Raw genomic sequence first — 22,996 nt, forward strand, 5'->3', positions numbered from 1 at the left:
TTAATAAGGAGTAGATGAGTAAGATGGATAAGAAAAAATTAATAGAAGAGTTAGTTGAAGAGTTAAATAAATATGCTTATGAATATTATGTTTTAGGAAATTCTTCAGTAACAGATAAAGATTATGATAAAAAATACTATGAATTAGTAGATTTAGAAAAGGAAACAGGATATAAATTACCCTATTCACCTACTCAAAGAGTTGGTGATGTAATTCTTCCTGAGTTTAAAAAATACACTCATAAAGCTAGACTTTGGAGTTTAGACAAAGCTCAAACTTTAGAGGAAATTAGAGAGTGGCATAATAGAAATGTTAAATTCCTTGAAGAATATAATAGAACTTCAGATGAAGAATTACCACCATTAAAATATATTTTAACTAAAAAGTTTGATGGATTAACAATTAATCTTTCCTACGATGAAAATGGAGTATTAGTTACTGGAGCAACTAGAGGAACTGGGGCTATTGGTGAAGATGTCACAGCTCAGGTTAAAACTATAAAATCAATTCCATTAAAAATTGATTGTCATGATTTTCTAGAAATTCATGGAGAGGCTATCATGACTACAGAAGCCTTTGAAAAATACAATAGTGAAGCAGAGACTCCTCTTAAGAATTTAAGAAATGGAGCAGCGGGAGCTTTAAGAAATTTAAATGTAGCAGAGACAGCTAAAAGAAATTTATCAGCTTTCTTCTATGATGTTGGATATAAGGAAGGAGCTCCTTTTAAAACTTATATGGAAATGTTAAATTTCATAAAAGTTAAGGGATTTCCAATGGATGATTATATTAGGGAATGCAAAACTTTAGATGAAATTCAAAAAGAAATTGATTATATAAGAGATATAAGATTTGATTTAAATTATGATATAGATGGATTAGTTATAGCTATAGATGATATAAGAACTAGAGAACTTTTAGGATACACAGTTAAATTCCCTAAGTGGGCTATTGCATATAAATTTGAAGCACAGGAGGCTACAACTAAGCTTTTAGATGTTGAATGGAATGTAGGTAGAAGTGGAAGAGTATCTCCAACAGCTATCTTAGATCCAGTAGAGTTAGCAGGAGTTACTGTTAAGAGGGCTACATTAAATAATATGGATGATATAGCTAGAAAGGGAGTAAGATTAGGAGCTGAAGTATTTGTAAGAAGAAGCAATGATGTTATTCCGGAAATAATGGGAGTAGTTCCTGAAAGTTTAGAAGGTACAAAGGAAATTGAAGAACCAAAGGTATGTCCAGCTTGTGGAGCACATTTAGTTCATGAAGGAGTTCATATCTATTGTGAAAACACTTTAGGATGTAAGCCTCAAATGGTTAAAACTATAGTTCACTTTGCTGGAAGAGAAGCTATGAATATAGCTGGTTTTTCAGAAAAAACAGCGGAGCAATTATTTGAAAAACTTGATATAAGAGATATATCAGATCTTTATAAATTAGAATATGAAAAATTATTAGATTTAGATAAGTTTGGTCCAAAGAAAGCACAAAATCTTTTAGATGCCATAGAAAAAAGTAAAGATTGTACTCTAGAAGCATTTTTATATTCCTTAGGAATTCCTAATGTAGGAGTTAAAACTGCTAAGGATTTAGTAAAGAGATTTGAGTCTTTAGAAAACCTAGAGAAGGCTACTTTTGAAGAATTAGTATCTGTTCAAGATGTTGGAGATATAGTTGCTAGAAGTATAATAGAATTCTTTAAAGAGGAAAGAACTTTAAAAGTAATAAATGAATTATTATCCCTTGGAGTAAACCCTCATTATGAGAAAAAAGAAGTGTTAGAAAGTCCATTTATGGGAAAAACAGTAGTAGTAACTGGTACTTTAGAAAACTATTCTAGAACATCAATAAAAGAAAAATTAGAATCTTTAGGAGCAAAGGTTTCAGGAAGTGTAAGTAAAAAGACTGATTTTGTAATAGCAGGAGAAGCAGCTGGTTCAAAATATGATAAAGCTAAATCTTTAGGTGTTACTATATTAAGTGAAGAAGAATTTGAAAATATGATATAAAAAAATAAAAGCTATGTGAGTAATTTCACATGGCTTTTATTTTTCCTCTATATTTGAGTTTTCTTTTATTTCCTCTGATATATTTGTATCCTCTTCTGATTCTGTATCAGTTTTAATATCTTTATCTAAAAGGTTTTCTTTTATTTCAGAATATGAAACTGAATCATCCATAGCATTTAAGTTATCAAATATTTTTTCCTTATTTCTTATTAGAGATATATTGTGTGCTATTTTTTCAAGTAAATAATTCTTATACTTTATTTGTCTGTAAGCTTTATTTGCAATTACAAAACTCCAGATTCCTAAAAATATCATTATTAACATGAAAAGTATAGCAACAACTTGAACTGCTAAGGTCATTTAATTTTACCTCCATATAAAATAATAAATAAATTATACCATAAGAATAGTTATAAATAGTATTAAATAATTATTACATTAAAACATATAATTTTAGTAAGTGATAAATAAGGAGATAAGTATATGCTGAAATCTTTTTATGTTCTTATGAATTCAAAGAATATAGAAAAGTCATTAATGAAATTTAGGAAGATATCAATAAAAAAAGTAAGCCAAATAATAATTAAAGAGTGTATTAAAGAAAAATTAAATTATGAAATCATAGAAAAGAATAATAATGAATTTATAGTAGAAATAAGTTCTAGTAGAAAAAAGACTTTAATAGTATTTCATAAAGCGTTAGCTGTAACAATTTATGATTACTATAAGTTTATACGTTTAATACAAGATAGAGAGATAGATAAGGGCGTATATATTACCACAGGAGTTTTTCAACAAGATGTTTATAACATGGCAGAAACAGATAGATTTATAAATAGAATAAAACTTCTAAATGGAAAAGACTTTGTTGTTAAGCAAAGGTGGATAAAGAGAAAGAAACATCATCATATTTCATACGACAAATTAAGTTTTAAATCTTTATTTTGAGGGTAAAGATTTGTTTTATATAAAATTTAATGAGCTTAAATTACTTTCTTATGTTTTATAAGTATAAACATTCCTTTTACCATGTTATTTAGATAGTTTTTATAACTATATTTAGAAATAAATTAAATAATTAAGTGATATAGTTATTAATAATTTGAAGAGAAAAGATTATTGAAGAAGATAATTACATGTTTCATATGAAAAGTTAAGTTTTAAATGCTTATTTTGAGGGTAAAATAAGCATTTTTATATAAATTTTAATGAGTTTAAATTACTTTCTTATGTTTAATAAGTATAGAAATTCCTCTTACCATGTTATTTACATAGCTTTTATAACTATATTTAGAAATAAATTAAATAATTAAGTGATATAGTTATTAATAATTTGAAGAGAAAAGATTATTGAAGAAGATAATTATATGTTTCATATGAAAAGTTAAGTTTTAAATGCTTATTTTAAGGGTGAAATAAGCATTTTTATATAAATTTAAATAAGTTTAAATTACTTTCTTATGTTTAATAAGTATAGAAATTCCTCTTACCATGTTATTTAGATAGTTTTTATAACTATATTTAGAAATAAATTAAATAATTAAGTGATATAGTTATTAATAATTTGAAGAGAAAATATTATTGAAGGAGATAATTATATGTTTCATATGGCAAGTTAAGTTTTAAATGCTTATTTTGAGGGTGAAATAAGCATTTTTATATAAATTTTAATGAGTTTAAATTACTTTCTTATGATTGATGAGTATAGACATTCCTTTTACCATGTTATTAATAGTTTTTATAACTATATTTAGAAATAAATTAAATAATTAAGTGATATAGTTATTAATAATTTGAAGAGAAAATATTATTGAAGGAGATAATTATATGTTTCATATGGCAAGTTAAGTTTTAAATGCTTATTTTGAGGGTGAAATAAGCATTTTTATATAAATTTTAATGAGTTTAAATTACTTTCTTATGATTGATGAGTATAGACATTCCTTTTACCATGTTATTAATAGTTTTTATAACTATATTTAGAAATAAATTAAATAATTAAGTGATATAGTTATTAATAATTTGAAGAGAAAATATTATTGAAGGAGATAATTATATGTTTCATATGGCAAGTTAAGTTTTAAATGCTTATTTTGAGGGTGAAATAAGCATTTTTATATAAATTTTAATGAGTTTAAATTACTTTCTTATGATTGATGAGTATAGACATTCCTTTTACCATGTTATTAATAGTTTTTATAACTATATTTAGAAATAAATTAAAGAAATAATATCATTTATTTGATTTATTTCAACTTATATTTGTCAATAATTTAAAAGGAAAAGATTATGAAGGAGATAATTACATGTTTCATATAACAAGTTAAATTTTAAATCCTTATTTTGAGGGTAAAGATTTGTTTTATATAAAATTTAATGAGCTTAAATTACTTTCTTATGTTTTATAAGTATAGACATTCTTTTTACTATGTTATTAATAGTTTTTATAACTATAAGTTGAAATAAATTAAAGGAATAAATCAAGGAAATAAATCAAAGAAAGTATATTTAGAAATAAATTAAATAATTAAGTGATATAGTTATTAATGAAGGAGATATTTACATGAAGAAAGTAATTTTATTTATATGTTTAATAATTTTATTAGTAGTTGGAGTAGGAAGGAGTTATGTGGACGTAACCCCTGTTTCTAATATGAACTTTGAATATAATGAAGGGCTTATATATTCTCTTGAAAGTTTACCAGATACCATAAGGCCTAGTGAATCATTAAATAAAGGAGAAGAGGATTTAGTAAGCAATATATTTTCAGGATTAGTTGAGGTAAATGAAAAAGGAGAACCAATTCCAGACCTTGCTATGGGATGGAAGGTTAGTGATGATGGCTTAGAATATACATTTAAGATTAATGAAAAAAATAAGTGGAGTAATGGCACAGAAGTGACAGCAAAGGATTTTCAAATATTTTTTAGGGATTTATTAAGTCCAGATAATGAAGATTATACAAGTAATGAGTTATATAGTATTTACGGAGTTAAGGATTATAGAGAAGGGAAAATTGATTTTAGTGAAGTAGCAATAAGTAGTCCTGATGATTATACATTGGTTTTAAGAATGAACAATAAGGATGATGATTTACTTAAAAATTTAGCTAAACCTATATATAGACTAAGAGATTTAAATGAACCATTAGATAATTACAAGAAAGATTTTAATGAAATATCATATACTGGGCCATATGTTATATATGATGTAACTAAGGATGGATTTATAAGATTAAAAGACAATCCTTATAATAGTAGCGAATTAGAAATAAAAGATATAGCTTTTAAGGAGAAAGAGTCTGATGAAATTGAGTTAGCAGCTTTTAATTTAGAAAAAGTAGATATTTTAAAGAATCCTCCTATAATATATTCAGAGGATATAGGATTATATAAAGATTTAAGTAAATATAATAGTGATATTTTAAAGTTAATGATTGTAAATAGTGATAAAGCTGAAATGGCTCAGGGAATATCTAATATTATGCAAGTTTTAATTAGTGATAGTAATATATTAAAAAATAATTTAGGAAAACCATATATAAAAGTAATAAATAACAAAGAAGAAATTAACTCAATTAAAAAGGATGGAGCTAAAGGAGATTATAAGATTAATGAATCAGAAAAAAATAATCTTAAAGAATCAGGTAAAAATACTTTGAAAAAGGTTCTTAATAATAATGAGGTAGTAAAAATAGTTGTAGGAAATAATGAAGAGGATAAAGCTTTAGCAAATGAACTGAAAAAATTTTTAGACAAGGAGCTATCTATAAAGAGTATAGTAAAAATTCATGAAGAGGGTATAGAGGAAGTAATAAAAAGTGGAGAGTTTAATATAGCTTTTGGTGAATTAAACTTAAATGAAAAAAACTCAGAAAGCTTAAAAAAAGAAGATATAGATAAAGAAGAGGGAGAAGTAGAGGATAAGAGTGAAGAAAGTGAAAAAGAAACTGCTACTTCAGAAAAGCCTAATTTAAGTTTAGTTAGTTTATATTTTAAAAATGATGTTTGGTGTAAATCGCCAAAGGTTAATTATTTATTTATTGATTCAAATGGAAATTTAATATTAAAATATAGCAGTTAAAATACTTATAATTTTATATGAAAGTAAATTTGCACTCTAAGTATTAAAAAAACTTTAGGGAAATTTATTTTACATAAGTAACCCTAAATTACAAATTGTATTTAATAATAAAATCTAAGCTAATAAAATATATTTTCTGTCATATAGATCTAAATCATAAAGCATATTTAATAAAAAACTTATAAATAGCACATTAGGAAAAGAAAGATTATAGAAGTTCCTAGAAAGCTATTTATAAGTTTTTAATTGTTTTATGAAGCATAAATTATTATAAATCAGTAGAATCAAGAATATTTTTCATTTTATCATCTAAATCCTCTTTTTTATCTATTGAAGAATCATTATATTCAGATATTTCTCTAGTTAAGTTTGGGTTTGTTGGTGGTGGAGAAATTTCATCAACTTGATTTTCATTAGTTATAGAATTATAGTCTGATTCTCCAGCATCAGGTGGAACTATAGGAGTCTTAGAGTTAAAATTATTTAATTTAGGAAGTTTATTTATTTTTTGTACATTCTTTAAAGAGTCTATTTCTTCTACTAACATAGCATTTTTTTTCTCTTTAGGAGTATCAGTAATAAAATCTATATATTTATCAATAAAACTATTTATAAATACAAAGAATATAAACATATTTTTTGTACTATCAAAGGTAGTTTTATCTGAAGTGAAAATTGATTTTTTTGTAGAGTACTTTAGATTTTTTGTAAATATAGGTGCCAATCCTGTAAGTTCAGGGCTATTAGCATTAGTCATTCTAAACATTGATTCATCAATTAAATCATCAGGCTTTAAAGAGAACTTTTTATATCTTTCATGAGAATCTAAATTTGGTGCATCAGGGAAACTAGTTACTATTCCTGAGTTAACTATATAATTTTTATAGACTTTAGATATTATATTCTCTCTTTTATCTGAGGAATCCTCATCTAAATCAAAGGACATTAAAAGGTTAGTTAAATATAAGCATATTTCCATGTTAGAATATTTATACTCTTTTTTATCTGTTCCTTTTAGGATTATTCCCTTTTCATCATTAAACATATTACAGAAAAGCGCAATTAAGTCTAAGTAAGCATCTTTAAATATAAGTATGTTTGTATTCTTATAGCTTAAATACATATTTAAGGCTAGTAGAGAAGTTGTTTCAAGATTAGAAAATGTGCTATTTGATTCATAATATTTGTTTAATATGAAATCAGATAAATCTAAAACTAATAATTTACAATCTTCATTATTTGAATATAGAAGCATGTTATTTAAGCAATAGTCTATTTTGCAACATTCATCTAAGGAAAGTAAGTATAATTCTTCTTTAAAATTAACAAACATGTTTAATATTTGAAGTGCAAAATCTTCATAGGTTTTGCTATCAGAATCTTCAGGAGCTACTTTACTATACATATAGTAAGCTAACATCATTAATGCTTGATCTGAGTAAGACATTTCATCTTCTTTTTCACTTATATTTAAGCCAGACTTAGAAGAAGACTCATCATTTTTTTTATTTACAAAAAAACCTTCTGGATTTCTTAAATAGGTATAGTAAAATTCCAGTTGAAGCTTACTTAAATTTTTATAAAAGGCAGCTCTTTTATAAAGTGCACTATTAATATTTTTAAATTTTTCATAGTAAGAACAAAGTCTTAAAAGAGAAAGGGTCATTAATGCATTAGATGAAACTGGAATATCTTTTTTAAAGGTGGTATCATCCCAAGTTTTTGAATACTTAGAAGAATAAATATTAGGCTTTGCTTTTTTATATATACAAATTAATGGAGTATTATTTTTAAAGAATGATATCTCATCTTTTTTGAAATTTTCTTTAAGATTTTTGTAATTTGTAGATATTCCACACCTAGATTCAAGTACTATATGATTTACTGATTCTTTTGAAAGAAAAAGTAATTGTGATGCTATCTCTTCTTTAGAAAGAGAATTAGCTTTGAAGAATGAACCTATATACTTCAAATAATTCACCTCATGATATTATTTCTTATATATATTAATATGAATTTTTATTATAAATATTACCTAGTGAGTACATAATACTTTTAGGTGAAATAAAGGTTTAGAGGGCTTTTTATAGGCATAATTTTTATATATAATCCATGTTGATAAAGGATAAAATAACCAATATACTATTCTTATAATTAGTGTTTTGAAAATAAATTAAGGTAAGGAGATATTGAATGAGAAGTAGTGGAAGAAAAAAAGAACAGATAAGACCAGTTAAAATAACAAGAAACTTTACTAAATATGCAGAAGGCTCTGTATTAATAGAAGTTGGGGATACTAAAGTATTATGTACTGCTTCAATAGAAGAGAAAGTTCCACCTTTTTTAAAGGGTTCTGGAGAAGGATGGATAACTGCTGAATATAACATGCTTCCAAGAAGTACTCAAAGTAGAAAACAAAGAGAGATAAATAAACTTAAAATAGATGGAAGAACAATGGAAATACAAAGACTTATAGGAAGAGCTCTTAGATCAGCTGTAGATATGAAAGCTTTAGGAGAAAAAACTATTTGGATAGACTGTGATGTTCTTCAAGCTGATGGAGGAACTAGAACGACTTCTATTACAGGTTCATTTGTGGCATTGGTTGATGCTGTAAATAAACTTCATCAAAAGAAACCTTTCAATGTTTATCCTATAAGACATTTTGTCAGCGCAGTAAGTGTTGGAATAGTAGGGGAAGAGAAAGTATTAGACTTATGCTATGAAGAAGACCATGTAGCTAAAGTAGATATGAATGTTGTAATGACAGAAGAGGGAGAATTTATAGAAATTCAAGGAACTGGAGAGGCTGGACCTTTTTCAAGAAAAGAATTAGATGAATTATTAAATCTTGCTGAAAAGGGAGCAAAACAAATGATACAAGCACAAAAAGATGCTTTAAAGACAGATTCTTTATGGATAGGAACAGGGAGAGAGTAAAATGAAAAAATTTATACTAGCAAGTAATAATGCACATAAGGTAAAAGAAATAAAAGAAATATTAAAAGATTTTAATTTAAACATATTATCTTTAAATGAAGCAGGAATAGACATAGATGTTGAAGAGGACGGAAAAACATTTGAAGAAAATTCTTTTAAGAAAGCTAATGAAATAAGAAAGTATTTACTTAGTAAGGGTGAAAGTGATTTTATTGTAATGGCTGATGATTCAGGACTAGAAGTAGATTATTTAAATGGAGCGCCAGGTATATATTCTGCCAGATATGCAGGGGAACATGGAAATGATTCTAAAAATAATGAAAAGTTATTAGAGGAATTAAAAAATGTTAAAGAAGATGAAAGAAAAGCTAATTTTATATGTGTAATAGTTGCAGTTACAGATAAAGGAGAAAAAATAGTAGCAGAGGGAAAAAGTTATGGAGTAATTTTAGAAGCTTTAAGTGGAAATGAAGGTTTTGGATATGATCCTTTATTTTTCGTACCAGAATACAAAAAAACTTTCGCAGAAATGACTTCAGATGAAAAGAATGCTATTAGCCATAGGGGAAGAGCTTTAGAAAAACTAAAGGATAATTTAAAAGGGATACTTAAATAGGAGGAGAAGAAATGAAAGTAGCTATAGTCAGTGATACACATGGAGTTACTCATGTTATTGAATATATAAAAACTTTACTAAATGATTCATATGTTCTTATACATTTAGGAGATAATATAAATGATGTTAAGTTATTAAGTGAAGGTTTTAAGGGAAAGGTATATTCTGTTGTAGGAAACTGTGACTATGAAAGAAATGGGCAAGTTGAGCAAGTTATTGAAATTGAAGGCAAAAAATTTCTAATAACTCATGGACATAAATATACAGTTAAATATGGATTGGATAAAATTTACTATAGAGGACTTGAATTAGGAGTAGATGGAGTGATTTTTGGTCATACTCATAGAAAAGTAGCCTTAAAAGAGGGAAATATGTGGATAATAAATCCTGGTAGTCCATCAATACCTAAAGATGGAGAAGCAAGTATAGCTTTTATGAATGTAGATTCTGAAAATGTAGAAGTAAGCTTTTTTTCTATTTAATTAGAATTAAATTAAAAAATAAGTGCTAATACATAAAAAAAGCCTATGTATTAGCACTTTTTTTAAAAAGAAAACATAGATTTTATCAGGGTTTCAGAGGGTTCGATAAATTTTTCTAAAAAAACTTTAAAAAAAGTGTTGACATAATAATAACTATACTGTAGAATAACTATTGTCGTCGCGAGAGAGCGGCGGTGAAACAAAGCCTTCGGGGTGTGGCGCAGATGGGAGCGCGCGTGGTTTGGGACCATGAGGTCGCAGGTTCGATCCCTGTCACCCCGACCATTATGCGGGTGTAGTTCAATGGTAGAACACCAGCCTTCCAAGCTGGATACCCGGGTTCGATTCCCGGTACCCGCTCCACAAAATGTTTCAAAAGTTAAGCAAAAAAGTGCTTGACAAAACATTTAAAACTAATTAAAATAAATTTTGTTTTCAATGTGTATCTTTAGCTCAGCTGGATAGAGCAACGGCCTTCTAAGCCGTGGGTCAGGGGTTCGAATCCCTTAAGGTACACCATATGGTGGGCGTAGTTCAGTTGGTAGAGCACCAGATTGTGGCTCTGGGTGTCGCGAGTTCGAGTCTCGTCGCTCACCCCATATTGGGATATCGCCAAGCGGTAAGGCAACGGACTTTGACTCCGTCATTCGCAGGTTCGAATCCTGCTATCCCAGCCAAAATGTGATTTGCTAGCTCAGTCGGTAGAGCACGTGACTTTTAATCACGGTGTCCAGGGTTCGATTCCCTGGCAGATCACCAAAACAAAATTTATTATCATGATTTGCTAGCTCAGTCGGTAGAGCACGTGACTTTTAATCACGGTGTCCAGGGTTCGATTCCCTGGCAGATCACCAAATTTAATTTGCAGATGTGGCGGAATTGGCAGACGCACTAGACTTAGGATCTAGCGCCTACGGCGTGGGGGTTCGACTCCCTTCATCTGCACCAATTAAATTTAATTTTAAGCATTCAATGCGGGAGTGACTCAATGGTAGAGTGTCACCTTGCCAAGGTGAAAGTTGCGGGTTCGAGTCCCGTCTTCCGCTCCAATATGCGGGTGTAGTTCAATGGTAGAACACCAGCCTTCCAAGCTGGATACCCGGGTTCGATTCCCGGTACCCGCTCCACAAAATGTTTAAAATGTTAAGTAAAAACACTTGACAAAACATTAAAAAACATTTAAAATAATAATTGTTTGATGTGTATCTTTAGCTCAGCTGGATAGAGCAACGGCCTTCTAAGCCGTGGGTCAGGGGTTCGAATCCCTTAAGGTACACCACACTTCGGGGTGTGGCGCAGATGGGAGCGCGCGTGGTTTGGGACCATGAGGTCGCAGGTTCGATCCCTGTCACCCCGACCATTGTGCGGGTGTAGTTCAATGGTAGAACACCAGCCTTCCAAGCTGGATACCCGGGTTCGATTCCCGGTACCCGCTCCATAAATGTTTAAAATCATTTCAAAATTTATTAATGTGTATCTTTAGCTCAGCTGGATAGAGCAACGGCCTTCTAAGCCGTGGGTCAGGGGTTCGAATCCCTTAAGGTACACCATATGGTGGGCGTAGTTCAGTTGGTAGAGCACCAGATTGTGGCTCTGGGTGTCGCGAGTTCGAGTCTCGTCGCTCACCCCATATTTTGGGATATCGCCAAGCGGTAAGGCAACGGACTTTGACTCCGTCATTCGCAGGTTCGAATCCTGCTATCCCAGCCAAAAACTTGATTTGCTAGCTCAGTCGGTAGAGCACGTGACTTTTAATCACGGTGTCCAGGGTTCGATTCCCTGGCAGATCACCAAATTTAATTTGCAGATGTGGCGGAATTGGCAGACGCACTAGACTTAGGATCTAGCGCCTACGGCGTGGGGGTTCGACTCCCTTCATCTGCACCATTAAATTTAAACAAGCATTCAATGCGGGAGTGACTCAATGGTAGAGTGTCACCTTGCCAAGGTGAAAGTTGCGGGTTCGAGTCCCGTCTTCCGCTCCATATGCGGGTGTAGTTCAATGGTAGAACACCAGCCTTCCAAGCTGGATACCCGGGTTCGATTCCCGGTACCCGCTCCATTCAAAAGATAACCGAATCGGTTATCTTTTTTTTATTTTTAAAAATATAAGCATCTATAGCTCAGCTGGATAGAGCGTTGGACTTCGAATCCACAGGTCGCGAGTTCGAATCTTGCTAGGTGCACCAATTTTAAGGGTTACAATGATTTTGTAACCCTTATTTTTTTAGGTTAATTTTTGAAAATAATTAATTAAATGATATTATAAAATTATAGGTAATATATAAGATTTACAATATAGATAAAAGTAAATTAGTAATTATAAAGTTTAAAGTGATTATTAAGTGTTTAGCTAGAGGAGGAAGTAAAATGAGAGTATTAGAAAACCTAGAGCCTAAAAGTGTATTTAGATTTTTTGAAGATTTAACAAGAATACCACATGATTCTGGAAATGAAAAAGAACTTAGTGATTATCTTGTTAAGTTTGCAAAGGAGAGAAATCTTGAAGTTATTCAGGATGAGGCACTAAATGTAATAATTAAAAAGCCTGCTACTAAGGGGTATGAAACTGTACCAGGAGTTATAATTCAAGGGCATATGGATATGGTATGTGAAAAATTAAAGAGTAGTAATCACGATTTTAAAAAAGATCCTTTAAAATTAAGAATTATTGATGATAAATTTGTTTATGCTACAGATACTACTTTAGGAGCAGATGATGGTATTTCCTTAGCCTATGGATTAGCTATCTTAGATTCTAATAATATAGAGCATCCAGCAATAGAGTTTGTAGCAACTACAGAGGAAGAAACAGTTATGGGGGGAGCTACTGCTTTAGATACTTCACTTTTAAAAGGAAAGGTTTTATTAAATATAGATGCTGAAGAAGAAGGAGTATTTATTGCAGGCTGTGCTGGAGGAATAATGGTTTATCCAGAAATAAATGCTGAATTTGAAGAGTTTAATGGAGAAGCTTTAAAATTAGAGATTTCAGGTTTTAAGGGTGGACACTCAGGAATGGAAATCCATAAACAAAGAGGAAATGCTAATAAGTTAATGGGAAGAATCTTATATGCTTTAAGCAAAGAAGTTGACTTTAACATTGCATCAATTAAGGGTGGATCAAAACATAATGCAATACCACAATATTGTCAAAGCATAATTGCAGTTAAGAAAGAACAGGTAGAAAAGGTTAAAGAAATTTGTACTGCCTTAGAAAAAGATTTAAAGGCAGAATACAGAATTGGAGAGCCAGATGTTAATCTTTCTGTTAAAAGTATTGAAGGAGTGGAAAAACAATTAACTAAAAAGGTTACAGAGGATGTAACTAGATTTTTAGTTTTAGTTCCAGATGGATTACAATCTATGAGTCAAGAGATAAATGGATTAGTTGAAAGCAGTTTAAATCTTGGAATAGTAGAAATGGTAGAGGATAAAATTAAATTTATTATTGATATAAGAAGTGCAGTTAAGAGTAAAAAGATAGAAATTACAAATAGAGTAGAGGCTCTTTGTAAAGTTATAGGAGCTAATATGACTAAAGATGGAGATTATCCAGAGTGGGAATATGAAGCAGAATCAAAAATAAAAGATTTAAGCATTAAAACTTACAGTGATTTATTTGGAAGTGAGCCTCAAATAACAGCTTTACATGCAGGTCTTGAGTGTGGAATCTTTAAAGAAAAGATGGGACAAGAGGTAGAAATGATAAGTTTTGGTCCAGATATATTTGATGTGCATACAGCAAATGAGCATTTTAAAATAGAATCTGTTGGAAGATGCTATAGATTCTTAACTGAATTATTAAAGAACATGAAATAATGATTAAAAACTTTATAATAAATTCTATAGTTTAAAGATATTAGTTAAATAAGAATTTAAATTTATGAAAGGTGCATAGGTTAGAATTTATATATAGAAAGAAAACCAGTTTAATATTTTCCTATAAAAAGTACCATAGATCAGAATTAATAATAAGAGTGTGTAGTAATTAAGATTATAAAAATATTATAGTAATAAAGTAGCAAGAAAAAATAAAAGAGGATGCATACAATAATTTTTAATAAAACTTATAGAAAGTAAGTATGAAAATATGTTTTTAAGTTTTATTATTAGATTGTATGTAACCTCTTTTTCTTTAAGGGTAATTATCTTACCACTCTCTGCCATTGTCTCCTGCCATAGAATTATGAGTTATACTTGGATATAGAACAGAATAATGGTCTAATTTATATGTACTAGTATTGAATACAAATAGTATTTTAAAATCTTTTGTTATTTTATATCCAATAATTTTTTCTTTTGATTTAGTTGTAACAGTATAATCAGGCTTCCCAAAAAAGTTTTCTACATTATTTAAATCTAAGCTTTTTAAATCCTTATTTAAAGATCTAATTTCAAAGATTTGATCACCCTTATTACATCCAAATGATAAATTATAGGAATCAAAATTAAAGTAATTTCCTTTAGCTTCAGCAACATAATTTTCACTAGAAGGTTTTCCTAATTTGTCAATTACATCATATATTGAATCACCTAGTTTAAAATCATAGTCAATAATTTCACCTTTTACAGCCTTTTCTTTAATATCTTTTAATAATTTTTCGGCTTTATTATCTAATTTTTTATTAGTATTTTTATTATTGGAAACATTGTTATCTTTGTTATCTTTATGTGAAGCATTGTTAGAGTCAGATTTTTTAGTGTCATTATTAGAACTGTTATTATTATTGGAATTAGAATTTTGCTGATTACTATTTATTATTTCTACAGAAGAATCACTTGATGAATTAGAAGAATTTGTACATCCTACAAATAGCAATGCAAAAATTATAATAACTAAAACTGGTACAAGTAACTTTTTCACTTTAATCACTCCTATTATATTTTTAAAATTAATTAAATTATATATTTTTTGTTTACAAAAAAGTTAACAAATTTATTAATTAATAAAATTTAAGCCTTTTGTTAAAATAAGATAATTCTAATTTTTAAAATAGATTATTAATAATAGTGGAAATAATATAATTTATAGTGTGATAAATGAGATGATAATTTATATAATTACAAATATATTTTCAAATGTTTTTTTAGGTGGATGGAGTGTTATATTATATAAGTAAGCCATTTTAATAAACATTATTAATATTTGGAGTTTATTTTATAAGAATCTCTGAAGTTTTTGTTTTTTTATATATTACACAAAGCCTTATACATATTAATTAATTATAATGAAAAATTTTTATACATATTATAATCTTTAAATATTTAGACAATAGAAAGGAGCTTTATATATGAAAGAATTAATTAATTTATATTTTCTTTTTATAAAATTAGGATTTATGAATTTTGGAGGGGGATATGCTTTATTTCCAATATTACAAAAAGAAATAATTGAAAAAAGAAATTGGATTACTAATGAAGAGTTAATGGATTACTATGCAATTGGTCAGTGTACCCCAGGAGTAATTGCAGTAAATACAGCCACATTTATAGGTCATAAAAGAAAAGGAAATCTAGGAGGAATACTAGCAACCCTTGGTTTTGTTACTCCATCATTAATAATGATAACAATAATTGCTACATTTATTGGAAACTTTTCAGATCTTCCAATAGTTAAGAATGCCTTTGCTGGGATTCGTGTATGTGTAGCAGTATTAATTTTAAATACAGCAATAAATTTAATTAAGACATCAGTAATTGATATTAAAACATGTATTATTTTTGTATTAGTAGCTGGATTTTCTATATTTACAGATATATCTCCTGTTTTATATGTAATAATAGCAGGAATAGCAGGAATAGTATTAAGATCAATTGGAGGTAAAAAGAATGATACTAATTAGATTATTTTTAGAATTTTTTAAAGTTGGTCTTTTTGCCGTAGGCGGTGGAGCTGCTACTATACCATTTCTATATAATATTTCAGATAAAACACATTGGTTTACTCATACTGATCTTGCAAACATGATTGCAATATCTCAATCAGTACCAGGTGCTATGGGAATCAATATGGCAACTTATGTTGGTTATGCAACCTATGGAGTTTTAGGTGCCATTACCTCAACCATAGGTATTATAGTACCTTCAATAATTATAATTTTAATTGTAGCGAGAGTCTTAGCAAAATTTAAAGAAAATAAAAGAGTGGCTGATTGTTTTTATGGATTAAGACCAGCATCAACAGGTCTTTTACTTGCGGCAGGCTTTGAAATAGTAAAAATATCAATATTAACTTTAAATAAATATGCAGAAACACATAATATTACAGATATATTATCAATTAAAGCTTTAATATTAGCAGGAATTTTATTCTTTTTTATAAGAAAATATAAAAAGTCACCAATTTTTTATATTATTGCCTCAGCCATAGTAGGTATAATATTCAATTTTGCTAAATAATAAAGAAAAAAATAAATAATAATTTATCAGTAAAAGGCATTTATTATTTTAAAAGATAAAAGTATTAAAGAAACTTATTTTAATAATAGGATTCTTTAATACTTTTTCTATTTTAAGCTATGTTTTAATTAGTAGAATTTAAATGAAATCTATAAGAAATAATATCTAAATAATTGATTTTAAGTTGTTATTCGACTTTAAAATATAAAAAAATACATTTTAGAATCTTCAACTGAACCAAGTGTATCTATAGATAAAAAAGAGAGAAAAAGTATGAAATTAGAAGAAAAATAAAAATAATTATGTTAAATGGAAATGATTATATTAAAAGGAAGTTATAATTGTGATATCATAAATATCGTCATCAAGAACAAACAAGAAACGCACTACAAGATGACAATGGTCTTTGAAAATTAAACAGAAGATATTAACATAAACCAGCAATTCTTTTATAAGTAATATGAGTATAGATTAAACTTTTAAATTGAGAGTTTGATCCTGGCTCAGGATGAACGCTGGCGGCGTGCTTAACACATGCAAGTCGAGCGATGAAGTTTCCTTCGGGGAACGGATTAGCGGCGGACGGGTGAGTAACACGTGGGTAACCTGCCTCATAGAGTGGAATAGCCTTCCGAAAGGAAGATTAATACCGCATAATGTTGAAAGATGGCATCATCATTCAACCAAAGGAGCAATCCGCTATGAGATGGACCCGCGGCGCATTAGCTAGTTGGTGGGGTAACGGCCTACCAAGGCGACGATGCGTAGCCGACCTGAGAGGGTGATCGGCCACATTGGGACTGAGACACGGCCCAGACTCCTACGGGAGGCAGCAGTGGGGAATATTGCACAATGGGGGAAACCCTGATGCAGCAACGCCGCGTGAGTGATGAAGGTTTTCGGATCGTAAAGCTCTGTCTTTGGGGAAGATAATGACGGTACCCAAGGAGGAAGCCACGGCTAACTACGTGCCAGCAGCCGCGGTAATACGTAGGTGGCGAGCGTTATCCGGATTTACTGGGCGTAAAGGGAGCGTAGGCGGATGATTAAGTGGGATGTGAAATACCCGGGCTCAACTTGGGTGCTGCATTCCAAACTGGTTATCTAGAGTGCAGGAGAGGAGAGTGGAATTCCTAGTGTAGCGGTGAAATGCGTAGAGATTAGGAAGAACACCAGTGGCGAAGGCGACTCTCTGGACTGTAACTGACGCTGAGGCTCGAAAGCGTGGGGAGCAAACAGGATTAGATACCCTGGTAGTCCACGCCGTAAACGATGAATACTAGGTGTGGGGGTTTCAACACCTCCGTGCCGCCGCTAACGCATTAAGTATTCCGCCTGGGGAGTACGGTCGCAAGATTAAAACTCAAAGGAATTGACGGGGACCCGCACAAGTAGCGGAGCATGTGGTTTAATTCGAAGCAACGCGAAGAACCTTACCTACACTTGACATCCCTTGCATTACTCTTAATCGAGGAAATCCCTTCGGGGACAAGGTGACAGGTGGTGCATGGTTGTCGTCAGCTCGTGTCGTGAGATGTTGGGTTAAGTCCCGCAACGAGCGCAACCCTTGTCGTTAGTTACTACCATTAAGTTGAGGACTCTAGCGAGACTGCCTGGGTTAACCAGGAGGAAGGTGGGGATGACGTCAAATCATCATGCCCCTTATGTGTAGGGCTACACACGTGCTACAATGGCTGGTACAGAGAGATGCAATACCGCGAGGTGGAGCCAAACTTAAAAACCAGTCTCAGTTCGGATTGTAGGCTGAAACTCGCCTACATGAAGCTGGAGTTACTAGTAATCGCGAATCAGAATGTCGCGGTGAATACGTTCCCGGGTCTTGTACACACCGCCCGTCACACCATGAGAGTTGGCAATACCCGAAGTCCGTGAGCTAACCGCAAGGAGGCAGCGGCCGAAGGTAGGGTCAGCGATTGGGGTGAAGTCGTAACAAGGTAGCCGTAGGAGAACCTGCGGCTGGATCACCTCCTTTCTAAGGAATACATCTTAGGACAACTAAGATGACAATGAATTCTGGATAATATCTCTGTTTAATTTTGAGAGACTAAATTCGACAAAATACTACAAAAAAGTATTGACAACGAAAAAGTTTCTTGATAAAATAATATGCGTTGTGAGAGCAACGATTAAATATGGGGGTATAGCTCAGTTGGGAGAGCACCTGCCTTGCACGCAGGGGGTCAGGAGTTCGAATCTCCTTACCTCCACCATATGTGGGTCTATAGCTCAGGTGGTTAGAGCGCACGCCTGATAAGCGTGAGGTCGATGGTTCGAGTCCATTTAGACCCACCATTGTTCTTTGAAAATTGCACATAAATTAATATAGAAACAACAAGCCAAATTGGCAAAACCAATTTCTATTCTTTGTAAAATGAGAACTATAACTAATATAGGTCAAGCTACAAAGGGCGCATGGTGAATGCCTTGGCATCAGGAGCCGATGAAGGACGTGATAAGCTGCGATAAGCTTCGGGTAGGCGCACATAGCCTGAGATCCGAAGATCTCCGAATGAGGAAACTCACATGGGAAACCCCATGTATCATTAAGTGAATACATAACTTAATGAAGGTAACCCAGGGAACTGAAACATCTAAGTACCTGGAGGAAGAGAAAGAAAAATCGATTTTCTTAGTAGCGGCGAGCGAAAGGGAAAGAGCCCAAACCGGAAACTTGTTTCCGGGGTTGTGGACAGAACATAACGATTGGTAGGACGTAATCGAAGAGAACTGGAAAGTTCCACCGTAGAAGGTAATAGTCCTGTAGATGAAACGGGAAATCAATCAGTTCTGATCCAGAGTACCACGAGACACGTGAAACCTTGTGGGAAGCAGGGAGGACCACCTCCCAAGGCTAAATACTACCTGATGACCGATAGTGAAGCAGTACCGTGAGGGAAAGGTGAAAAGAACCCCGGGAGGGGAGTGAAATAGAACCTGAAACCGTGTGCCTACAACCGCTCAGAGCCCCTTATGAGGGTGATGAGGTGCTTTTTGTAGAACGAGCCAACGAGTTACGGTATGTAGCAAGGTTAAGTACTTAAGGTACGGAGCCGAAGGGAAACCGAGTCTGAATAGGGCGACTAGTTGCATGCCGTAGACCCGAAACCGGGTGACCTATCCATGGCCAGGTTGAAGCGAGGGTAAAACCTCGTGGAGGACCGAACCACGTTGCTGTTGAAAAAGCATGGGATGAGCTGTGGATAGCGGAGAAATTCCAATCGAACCCGGAGATAGCTGGTTCTCTCCGAAATAGCTTTAGGGCTAGCGTCGAGTATGAGTAGTGGAGGTAGAGCACTGAATGGGCTAGGGGGCATAGCGCTTACCGAACCTTATCAAACTCCGAATGCCACATACTTTGAGCTCGGCAGTCAGACTACGAATGATAAGATCCGTGGTCAAAAGGGAAACAGCCCAGATCGTCAGCTAAGGTCCCAAAGTGTAAGTTAAGTGGGAAAGGATGTGAGATTTCTAAGACAACTAGGATGTTGGCTTAGAAGCAGCCATTCATTAAAAGAGTGCGTAATAGCTCACTAGTCGAGAGATCTTGCGCCGAAAATGTAACGGGGCTAAACTTACCACCGAAGCTACGGGCTTGAACTTAGTTCAAGCGGTAGGAGAGCGTCGTAACCGGGCTGAAGTCGTACCGTAAGGAGCGGTGGACTGGTTACGAGTGAGAATGTTGGCATCAGTAGCGAGATGTGGGTGAGAATCCCACAGGCCGAAAACCTAAGGTTTCCTCAGGAAGGTTCGTCCGCTGAGGGTTAGTCGGGACCTAAGCCGAGGCCGAAAGGCGTAGGTGATGGACAACTGGTTGATATTCCAGTACCACTACCATCGTTATTATCGATGGCGTGACGCAGGAGGATAGTGTGTGCTAGCTATTGGATGCTAGTCTAAGCGTTTAGGCAGTGAGAGTAGGCAAATCCGCTCTCATAATGCTGAGGCGTGATGGGGAAGGTTCTACGGAACTGAAGTACATGATTCCACGCTGCCAAGAAAAGCGTCTAGAGAGAGAAGTAGTGCCCGTACCGCAAACCGACACAGGTAGGTGAGGAGAGAATCCTAAGGCCGGCGGAAGAATTACAGTTAAGGAACTCGGCAAATTGACCCCGTAAGTTCGCGAGAAGGGGTGCCTACGAGAGTAGGCCGCAGAGAATAGGCCCAAGCAACTGTTTAGCAAAAACACAGGTCTCTGCTAAAGCGTAAGCTGATGTATAGGGGCTGACGCCTGCCCGGTGCTGGAAGGTTAAGGGGAACACTTAGCGCAAGCGAAGGTGTGAACTTAAGCCCCAGTAAACGGCGGCCGTAACTATAACGGTCCTAAGGTAGCGAAATTCCTTGTCAGGTAAGTTCTGACCCGCACGAATGGCGTAATGACTTGGGCACTGTCTCAACTGTAAATCCGGCGAAGTTGTAGTGCGAGTGAAGATGCTCGCTACCCGCGATTGGACGGAAAGACCCCGTAGAGCTTTACTGTAGCTTAGCATTGAGTTTTGGTATTGTCTGTACAGGATAGGTGGGAGACTAGGAAACCAGGGCGTCAGCCTTGGTGGAGTCGACCTTGGGATACCACCCTGACAGTACTGAAATTCTAACTGGCGGCCATGAATCTGGTCACAGGACATTGTTAGGTGGGCAGTTTGACTGGGGCGGTCGCCTCCTAAAAAGTAACGGAGGCGCCCAAAGGTTCCCTCAGAACGGTCGGAAATCGTTCGAAGAGTGCAAAGGCAGAAGGGAGCCTGACTGCGACACCCACAAGTGGAGCAGGGACGAAAGTCGGGCTTAGTGATCCGGTGGTACCTCGTGGGAGGGCCATCGCTCAACGGATAAAAGCTACCTCGGGGATAACAGGCTGATCTCCCCCAAGAGTCCACATCGACGGGGAGGTTTGGCACCTCGATGTCGGCTCGTCGCATCCTGGGGCTGAAGTAGGTCCCAAGGGTTGGGCTGTTCGCCCATTAAAGCGGCACGCGAGCTGGGTTCAGAACGTCGTGAGACAGTTCGGTCCCTATCCGTCGCGGGCGTAGGAAATTTGAGAGGAGCTGTCCTTAGTACGAGAGGACCGGGATGGACTGACCTCTGGTGTACCAGTTGTTCCGCCAGGAGCACAGCTGGGTAGCTAAGTCGGGAATGGATAAACGCTGAAAGCATCTAAGCGTGAAGCCAACCTCAAGATGAGATTTCCCATAGCGTAAGCTAGTAAGATCCCTTGAAGAACACAAGGTTGATAGGTCGGGGGTGTAAGCATGGTAACATGTTCAGCTGACCGATACTAATAGATCGAGGGCTTGACCAAATATAGTATTAATTATGTGCAATTTTGAAAGAACAAAATCTTTCAATAAAATGTTCCTCGGTAGCTCAATGGTGGAGCACTCGGCTGTTAACCGATAGGTTGGAGGTTCGAGTCCTCTCCGAGGAGCCATTTTTTTTTGCAAAAATTTGATTTAAAATAGATTATTTAAGTTATGAATTAATAGTTATATTAATTTATAGCTTTTTTTGTATTTAAAGAAAATTTTATTTAATTTAGTATTTTTAGTGTAAGCTATTTGTAATTAAAGAAAGTGTGATATTGTATATAATTAAGAAAGGATAAAATAATATCTTTTTTTATTAACAAAAAACTTTAGTTGTATTGGTATAATTAAAAAGGAACAACGCAATATTATTACATAATTAATGTAATTAAAGAATTTAATATATTTAAATTTAAAAAGTATATATAAGGAGTTGAAGAATAGAGATGAAGATTTTATTAGTAGAAGATGAAGAAAGTATAAGAGGCTTTTTAAGAATAAATTTTCAAAGAGAAAACTTTCAAGTTATAGAATGTGAAAGTGGAGAGGAAGGAGTAAGAAAGGCTTTAATAGAAAAGCCAGATATAGCAATACTTGATGTTATGTTACCTGGCATGAATGGGTTTGAAGTATGTCAAAAGTTAAGAGAAAGTTTTCCTAGAATGGGAATAATAATGTTAACTGCTAAAGGTGAAGATATGGATAAAATCATGGGGCTTCAGTTTGGAGCAGATGATTATGTTTTAAAACCATTTAATCCACTAGAGATAACTTTAAGAGTAAAAGCATTAATAAGAAGGTTAGAAGGAATAAATGAAGAAAATAATAGTGATTGTATAGAAGTAGATAATTTTAAATTAGATTTATATTCTCAAAGTTTATATAAAGAAAATGTAGAAATAGATGTAACACCTAAAGAGTTTTTACTAATGAAAATATTCATGCAAAACCCAGGAAAGGCCTTTACTAGAGATGAATTGTTGAATTTAGTATGGGGAATAGACTTTTTTGGAGATCCAAAGATAGTTGATGTTAATATAAGGAGATTAAGATCTAAAATAGAAGAAAACTCTTCAAAACCTAAATACATAGAAACTGTATGGGGAACAGGATATAGGTGGAAGAGATAAATCTGTTTT

At 32.9% G+C, this 22,996-nt stretch carries 13 protein-coding genes, 24 tRNA genes and 2 rRNA genes; 36 read left to right on the top strand and 3 right to left on the bottom strand.

Annotation, left to right across the window (positions count from 1 at the left end; translation table 11 throughout):
* Positions 1-23: 23 nt before the first annotated feature.
* Positions 24-2,012, top strand: a complete 1,989-nt coding sequence (gene ligA / locus I6G60_RS03915) for an NAD-dependent DNA ligase LigA (protein ID WP_110035043.1) — start codon at positions 24-26, stop codon at positions 2,010-2,012.
* A 36-nt stretch (positions 2,013-2,048) separates the two neighbouring features.
* Here ligA and I6G60_RS03920 read toward each other — a convergent pair whose 3' ends face one another.
* Positions 2,049-2,372 (bottom strand): hypothetical protein, encoded by a 324-nt coding sequence (locus tag I6G60_RS03920; protein WP_003459451.1) that lies wholly within the window; start codon positions 2,370-2,372, stop codon positions 2,049-2,051.
* A 123-nt stretch (positions 2,373-2,495) separates the two neighbouring features.
* Here I6G60_RS03920 and I6G60_RS03925 point away from each other — a divergent pair, with 123 nt between their 5' ends.
* Both I6G60_RS03925 and I6G60_RS03930 read left to right on the top strand, forming a co-directional pair.
* Positions 2,496-2,960 (top strand): PDDEXK family nuclease, encoded by a 465-nt coding sequence (locus tag I6G60_RS03925; RefSeq protein WP_003454358.1) that lies wholly within the window; start codon positions 2,496-2,498, stop codon positions 2,958-2,960.
* A gap of 1,615 nt (positions 2,961-4,575) precedes the next feature.
* Positions 4,576-6,096: an ABC transporter substrate-binding protein gene (locus I6G60_RS03930; RefSeq protein WP_110083458.1), complete on the top strand. Its 1,521-nt coding sequence runs from the start codon at positions 4,576-4,578 to the stop codon at positions 6,094-6,096.
* A gap of 268 nt (positions 6,097-6,364) precedes the next feature.
* Here the strand turns inward: I6G60_RS03930 and I6G60_RS03935 are convergent, their stop codons facing one another.
* Complete coding sequence (locus tag I6G60_RS03935; RefSeq protein WP_110083457.1) at positions 6,365-8,068, bottom strand: hypothetical protein; 1,704 nt, start codon at positions 8,066-8,068, stop codon at positions 6,365-6,367.
* Positions 8,069-8,289: 221 nt separating this feature from the next.
* Between I6G60_RS03935 and rph the strand changes: the two genes are divergently transcribed.
* From rph to I6G60_RS04060, 25 genes are all read left to right on the top strand, one after another.
* Positions 8,290-9,036, top strand: coding sequence for a ribonuclease PH (rph, locus tag I6G60_RS03940; RefSeq protein ID WP_011591087.1), 747 nt, complete (start codon positions 8,290-8,292; stop codon positions 9,034-9,036).
* Position 9,037: 1 nt separating this feature from the next.
* Positions 9,038-9,652: an XTP/dITP diphosphatase gene (locus I6G60_RS03945; protein ID WP_003482252.1), complete on the top strand. Its 615-nt coding sequence runs from the start codon at positions 9,038-9,040 to the stop codon at positions 9,650-9,652.
* A gap of 11 nt (positions 9,653-9,663) precedes the next feature.
* Positions 9,664-10,134, top strand: coding sequence for a metallophosphoesterase (locus tag I6G60_RS03950; protein ID WP_011591086.1), 471 nt, complete (start codon positions 9,664-9,666; stop codon positions 10,132-10,134).
* 209 nt (positions 10,135-10,343) lie between these two features.
* Positions 10,344-10,419, top strand: a tRNA-Pro gene (locus I6G60_RS03955).
* A 4-nt stretch (positions 10,420-10,423) separates the two neighbouring features.
* A tRNA-Gly gene (locus I6G60_RS03960) sits at positions 10,424-10,497 on the top strand.
* A gap of 79 nt (positions 10,498-10,576) precedes the next feature.
* A tRNA-Arg gene (locus I6G60_RS03965) sits at positions 10,577-10,653 on the top strand.
* A 4-nt stretch (positions 10,654-10,657) separates the two neighbouring features.
* Positions 10,658-10,733, top strand: a tRNA-His gene (locus I6G60_RS03970).
* A gap of 3 nt (positions 10,734-10,736) precedes the next feature.
* Positions 10,737-10,811: transfer RNA gene (locus I6G60_RS03975), tRNA-Gln, on the top strand.
* 6 nt (positions 10,812-10,817) lie between these two features.
* Positions 10,818-10,893: transfer RNA gene (locus tag I6G60_RS03980), tRNA-Lys, on the top strand.
* A gap of 19 nt (positions 10,894-10,912) precedes the next feature.
* Positions 10,913-10,988, top strand: a tRNA-Lys gene (locus tag I6G60_RS03985).
* A gap of 10 nt (positions 10,989-10,998) precedes the next feature.
* Positions 10,999-11,082: transfer RNA gene (locus I6G60_RS03990), tRNA-Leu, on the top strand.
* A 26-nt stretch (positions 11,083-11,108) separates the two neighbouring features.
* Positions 11,109-11,183, top strand: a tRNA-Gly gene (locus I6G60_RS03995).
* Positions 11,184-11,187: 4 nt separating this feature from the next.
* Positions 11,188-11,261 (top strand) — tRNA-Gly (locus I6G60_RS04000).
* A 75-nt stretch (positions 11,262-11,336) separates the two neighbouring features.
* Positions 11,337-11,413: transfer RNA gene (locus I6G60_RS04005), tRNA-Arg, on the top strand.
* A gap of 5 nt (positions 11,414-11,418) precedes the next feature.
* Positions 11,419-11,494: transfer RNA gene (locus tag I6G60_RS04010), tRNA-Pro, on the top strand.
* A 4-nt stretch (positions 11,495-11,498) separates the two neighbouring features.
* Positions 11,499-11,572, top strand: a tRNA-Gly gene (locus tag I6G60_RS04015).
* A gap of 35 nt (positions 11,573-11,607) precedes the next feature.
* Positions 11,608-11,684, top strand: a tRNA-Arg gene (locus I6G60_RS04020).
* 4 nt (positions 11,685-11,688) lie between these two features.
* Positions 11,689-11,764, top strand: a tRNA-His gene (locus I6G60_RS04025).
* Positions 11,765-11,769: 5 nt separating this feature from the next.
* Positions 11,770-11,844: transfer RNA gene (locus I6G60_RS04030), tRNA-Gln, on the top strand.
* A 7-nt stretch (positions 11,845-11,851) separates the two neighbouring features.
* Positions 11,852-11,927: transfer RNA gene (locus tag I6G60_RS04035), tRNA-Lys, on the top strand.
* A gap of 10 nt (positions 11,928-11,937) precedes the next feature.
* Positions 11,938-12,021: transfer RNA gene (locus I6G60_RS04040), tRNA-Leu, on the top strand.
* 23 nt (positions 12,022-12,044) lie between these two features.
* Positions 12,045-12,119, top strand: a tRNA-Gly gene (locus I6G60_RS04045).
* 3 nt (positions 12,120-12,122) lie between these two features.
* Positions 12,123-12,196 (top strand) — tRNA-Gly (locus I6G60_RS04050).
* Between the two features lie 50 nt (positions 12,197-12,246).
* Positions 12,247-12,323, top strand: a tRNA-Arg gene (locus I6G60_RS04055).
* 181 nt (positions 12,324-12,504) lie between these two features.
* Positions 12,505-13,956, top strand: coding sequence for an aminoacyl-histidine dipeptidase (locus tag I6G60_RS04060; RefSeq protein ID WP_011591085.1), 1,452 nt, complete (start codon positions 12,505-12,507; stop codon positions 13,954-13,956).
* Positions 13,957-14,287: 331 nt separating this feature from the next.
* On the opposite strand, the gene I6G60_RS04065 is transcribed toward I6G60_RS04060, so the two are convergent.
* The gene (locus tag I6G60_RS04065; protein WP_011591084.1) at positions 14,288-15,001 is read right to left on the bottom strand and encodes a YjgB family protein; all 714 of its coding nucleotides are present in this window, start codon (positions 14,999-15,001) and stop codon (positions 14,288-14,290) included.
* A 427-nt stretch (positions 15,002-15,428) separates the two neighbouring features.
* Here I6G60_RS04065 and I6G60_RS04070 point away from each other — a divergent pair, with 427 nt between their 5' ends.
* The 8 genes from I6G60_RS04070 to I6G60_RS04105 all read left to right on the top strand — a co-directional run bounded on the left by I6G60_RS04070 (position 15,429) and on the right by I6G60_RS04105 (position 22,987).
* Complete coding sequence (locus I6G60_RS04070; RefSeq protein ID WP_003462654.1) at positions 15,429-15,980, top strand: chromate transporter; 552 nt, start codon at positions 15,429-15,431, stop codon at positions 15,978-15,980.
* Entirely contained in the window at positions 15,967-16,536 is a 570-nt protein-coding gene (locus I6G60_RS04075; protein ID WP_003476466.1) for a chromate transporter, read from the top strand. The genes I6G60_RS04070 and I6G60_RS04075 overlap by 14 nt, the downstream gene beginning before the upstream one ends.
* Positions 16,537-17,016: 480 nt before the next feature.
* Positions 17,017-18,529 (top strand): 16S ribosomal RNA (locus I6G60_RS04080).
* A gap of 162 nt (positions 18,530-18,691) precedes the next feature.
* Positions 18,692-18,767, top strand: a tRNA-Ala gene (locus tag I6G60_RS04085).
* 5 nt (positions 18,768-18,772) lie between these two features.
* Positions 18,773-18,849, top strand: a tRNA-Ile gene (locus I6G60_RS04090).
* 100 nt (positions 18,850-18,949) lie between these two features.
* Positions 18,950-21,853 (top strand): 23S ribosomal RNA (locus I6G60_RS04095).
* The 16S and 23S rRNA genes sit together here with 3 tRNA genes alongside, the layout of an rRNA operon.
* Before the next feature lie 54 nt (positions 21,854-21,907).
* A tRNA-Asn gene (locus I6G60_RS04100) sits at positions 21,908-21,982 on the top strand.
* Between the two features lie 321 nt (positions 21,983-22,303).
* Positions 22,304-22,987 (top strand): response regulator transcription factor, encoded by a 684-nt coding sequence (locus I6G60_RS04105; protein ID WP_003452499.1) that lies wholly within the window; start codon positions 22,304-22,306, stop codon positions 22,985-22,987.
* Positions 22,988-22,996: the final 9 nt, after the last annotated feature.

It is taken from the genome of Clostridium perfringens (assembly GCF_016027375.1).
Classification (GTDB): Bacteria; Bacillota; Clostridia; order Clostridiales; family Clostridiaceae; genus Sarcina; species Sarcina perfringens.

What these genes read in the sequence shown, in the direction of transcription:
- ligA (WP_110035043.1), top strand. Translation starts at nt 24, where the DNA reads ATGGATAAGAAAAAATTAATAGAAGAGTTAGTTGAAGAGTTAAATAAA.
- I6G60_RS03920 (WP_003459451.1), bottom strand. Translation starts at nt 2,372, where the DNA reads ATGACCTTAGCAGTTCAAGTTGTTGCTATACTTTTCATGTTAATAATG.
- I6G60_RS03925 (WP_003454358.1), top strand. Translation starts at nt 2,496, where the DNA reads ATGCTGAAATCTTTTTATGTTCTTATGAATTCAAAGAATATAGAAAAG.
- I6G60_RS03930 (WP_110083458.1), top strand. Translation starts at nt 4,576, where the DNA reads ATGAAGAAAGTAATTTTATTTATATGTTTAATAATTTTATTAGTAGTT.
- rph (WP_011591087.1), top strand. Translation starts at nt 8,290, where the DNA reads ATGAGAAGTAGTGGAAGAAAAAAAGAACAGATAAGACCAGTTAAAATA.
- I6G60_RS03945 (WP_003482252.1), top strand. Translation starts at nt 9,038, where the DNA reads ATGAAAAAATTTATACTAGCAAGTAATAATGCACATAAGGTAAAAGAA.
- I6G60_RS03950 (WP_011591086.1), top strand. Translation starts at nt 9,664, where the DNA reads ATGAAAGTAGCTATAGTCAGTGATACACATGGAGTTACTCATGTTATT.
- I6G60_RS04060 (WP_011591085.1), top strand. Translation starts at nt 12,505, where the DNA reads ATGAGAGTATTAGAAAACCTAGAGCCTAAAAGTGTATTTAGATTTTTT.
- I6G60_RS04070 (WP_003462654.1), top strand. Translation starts at nt 15,429, where the DNA reads ATGAAAGAATTAATTAATTTATATTTTCTTTTTATAAAATTAGGATTT.
- I6G60_RS04075 (WP_003476466.1), top strand. Translation starts at nt 15,967, where the DNA reads ATGATACTAATTAGATTATTTTTAGAATTTTTTAAAGTTGGTCTTTTT.
- I6G60_RS04105 (WP_003452499.1), top strand. Translation starts at nt 22,304, where the DNA reads ATGAAGATTTTATTAGTAGAAGATGAAGAAAGTATAAGAGGCTTTTTA.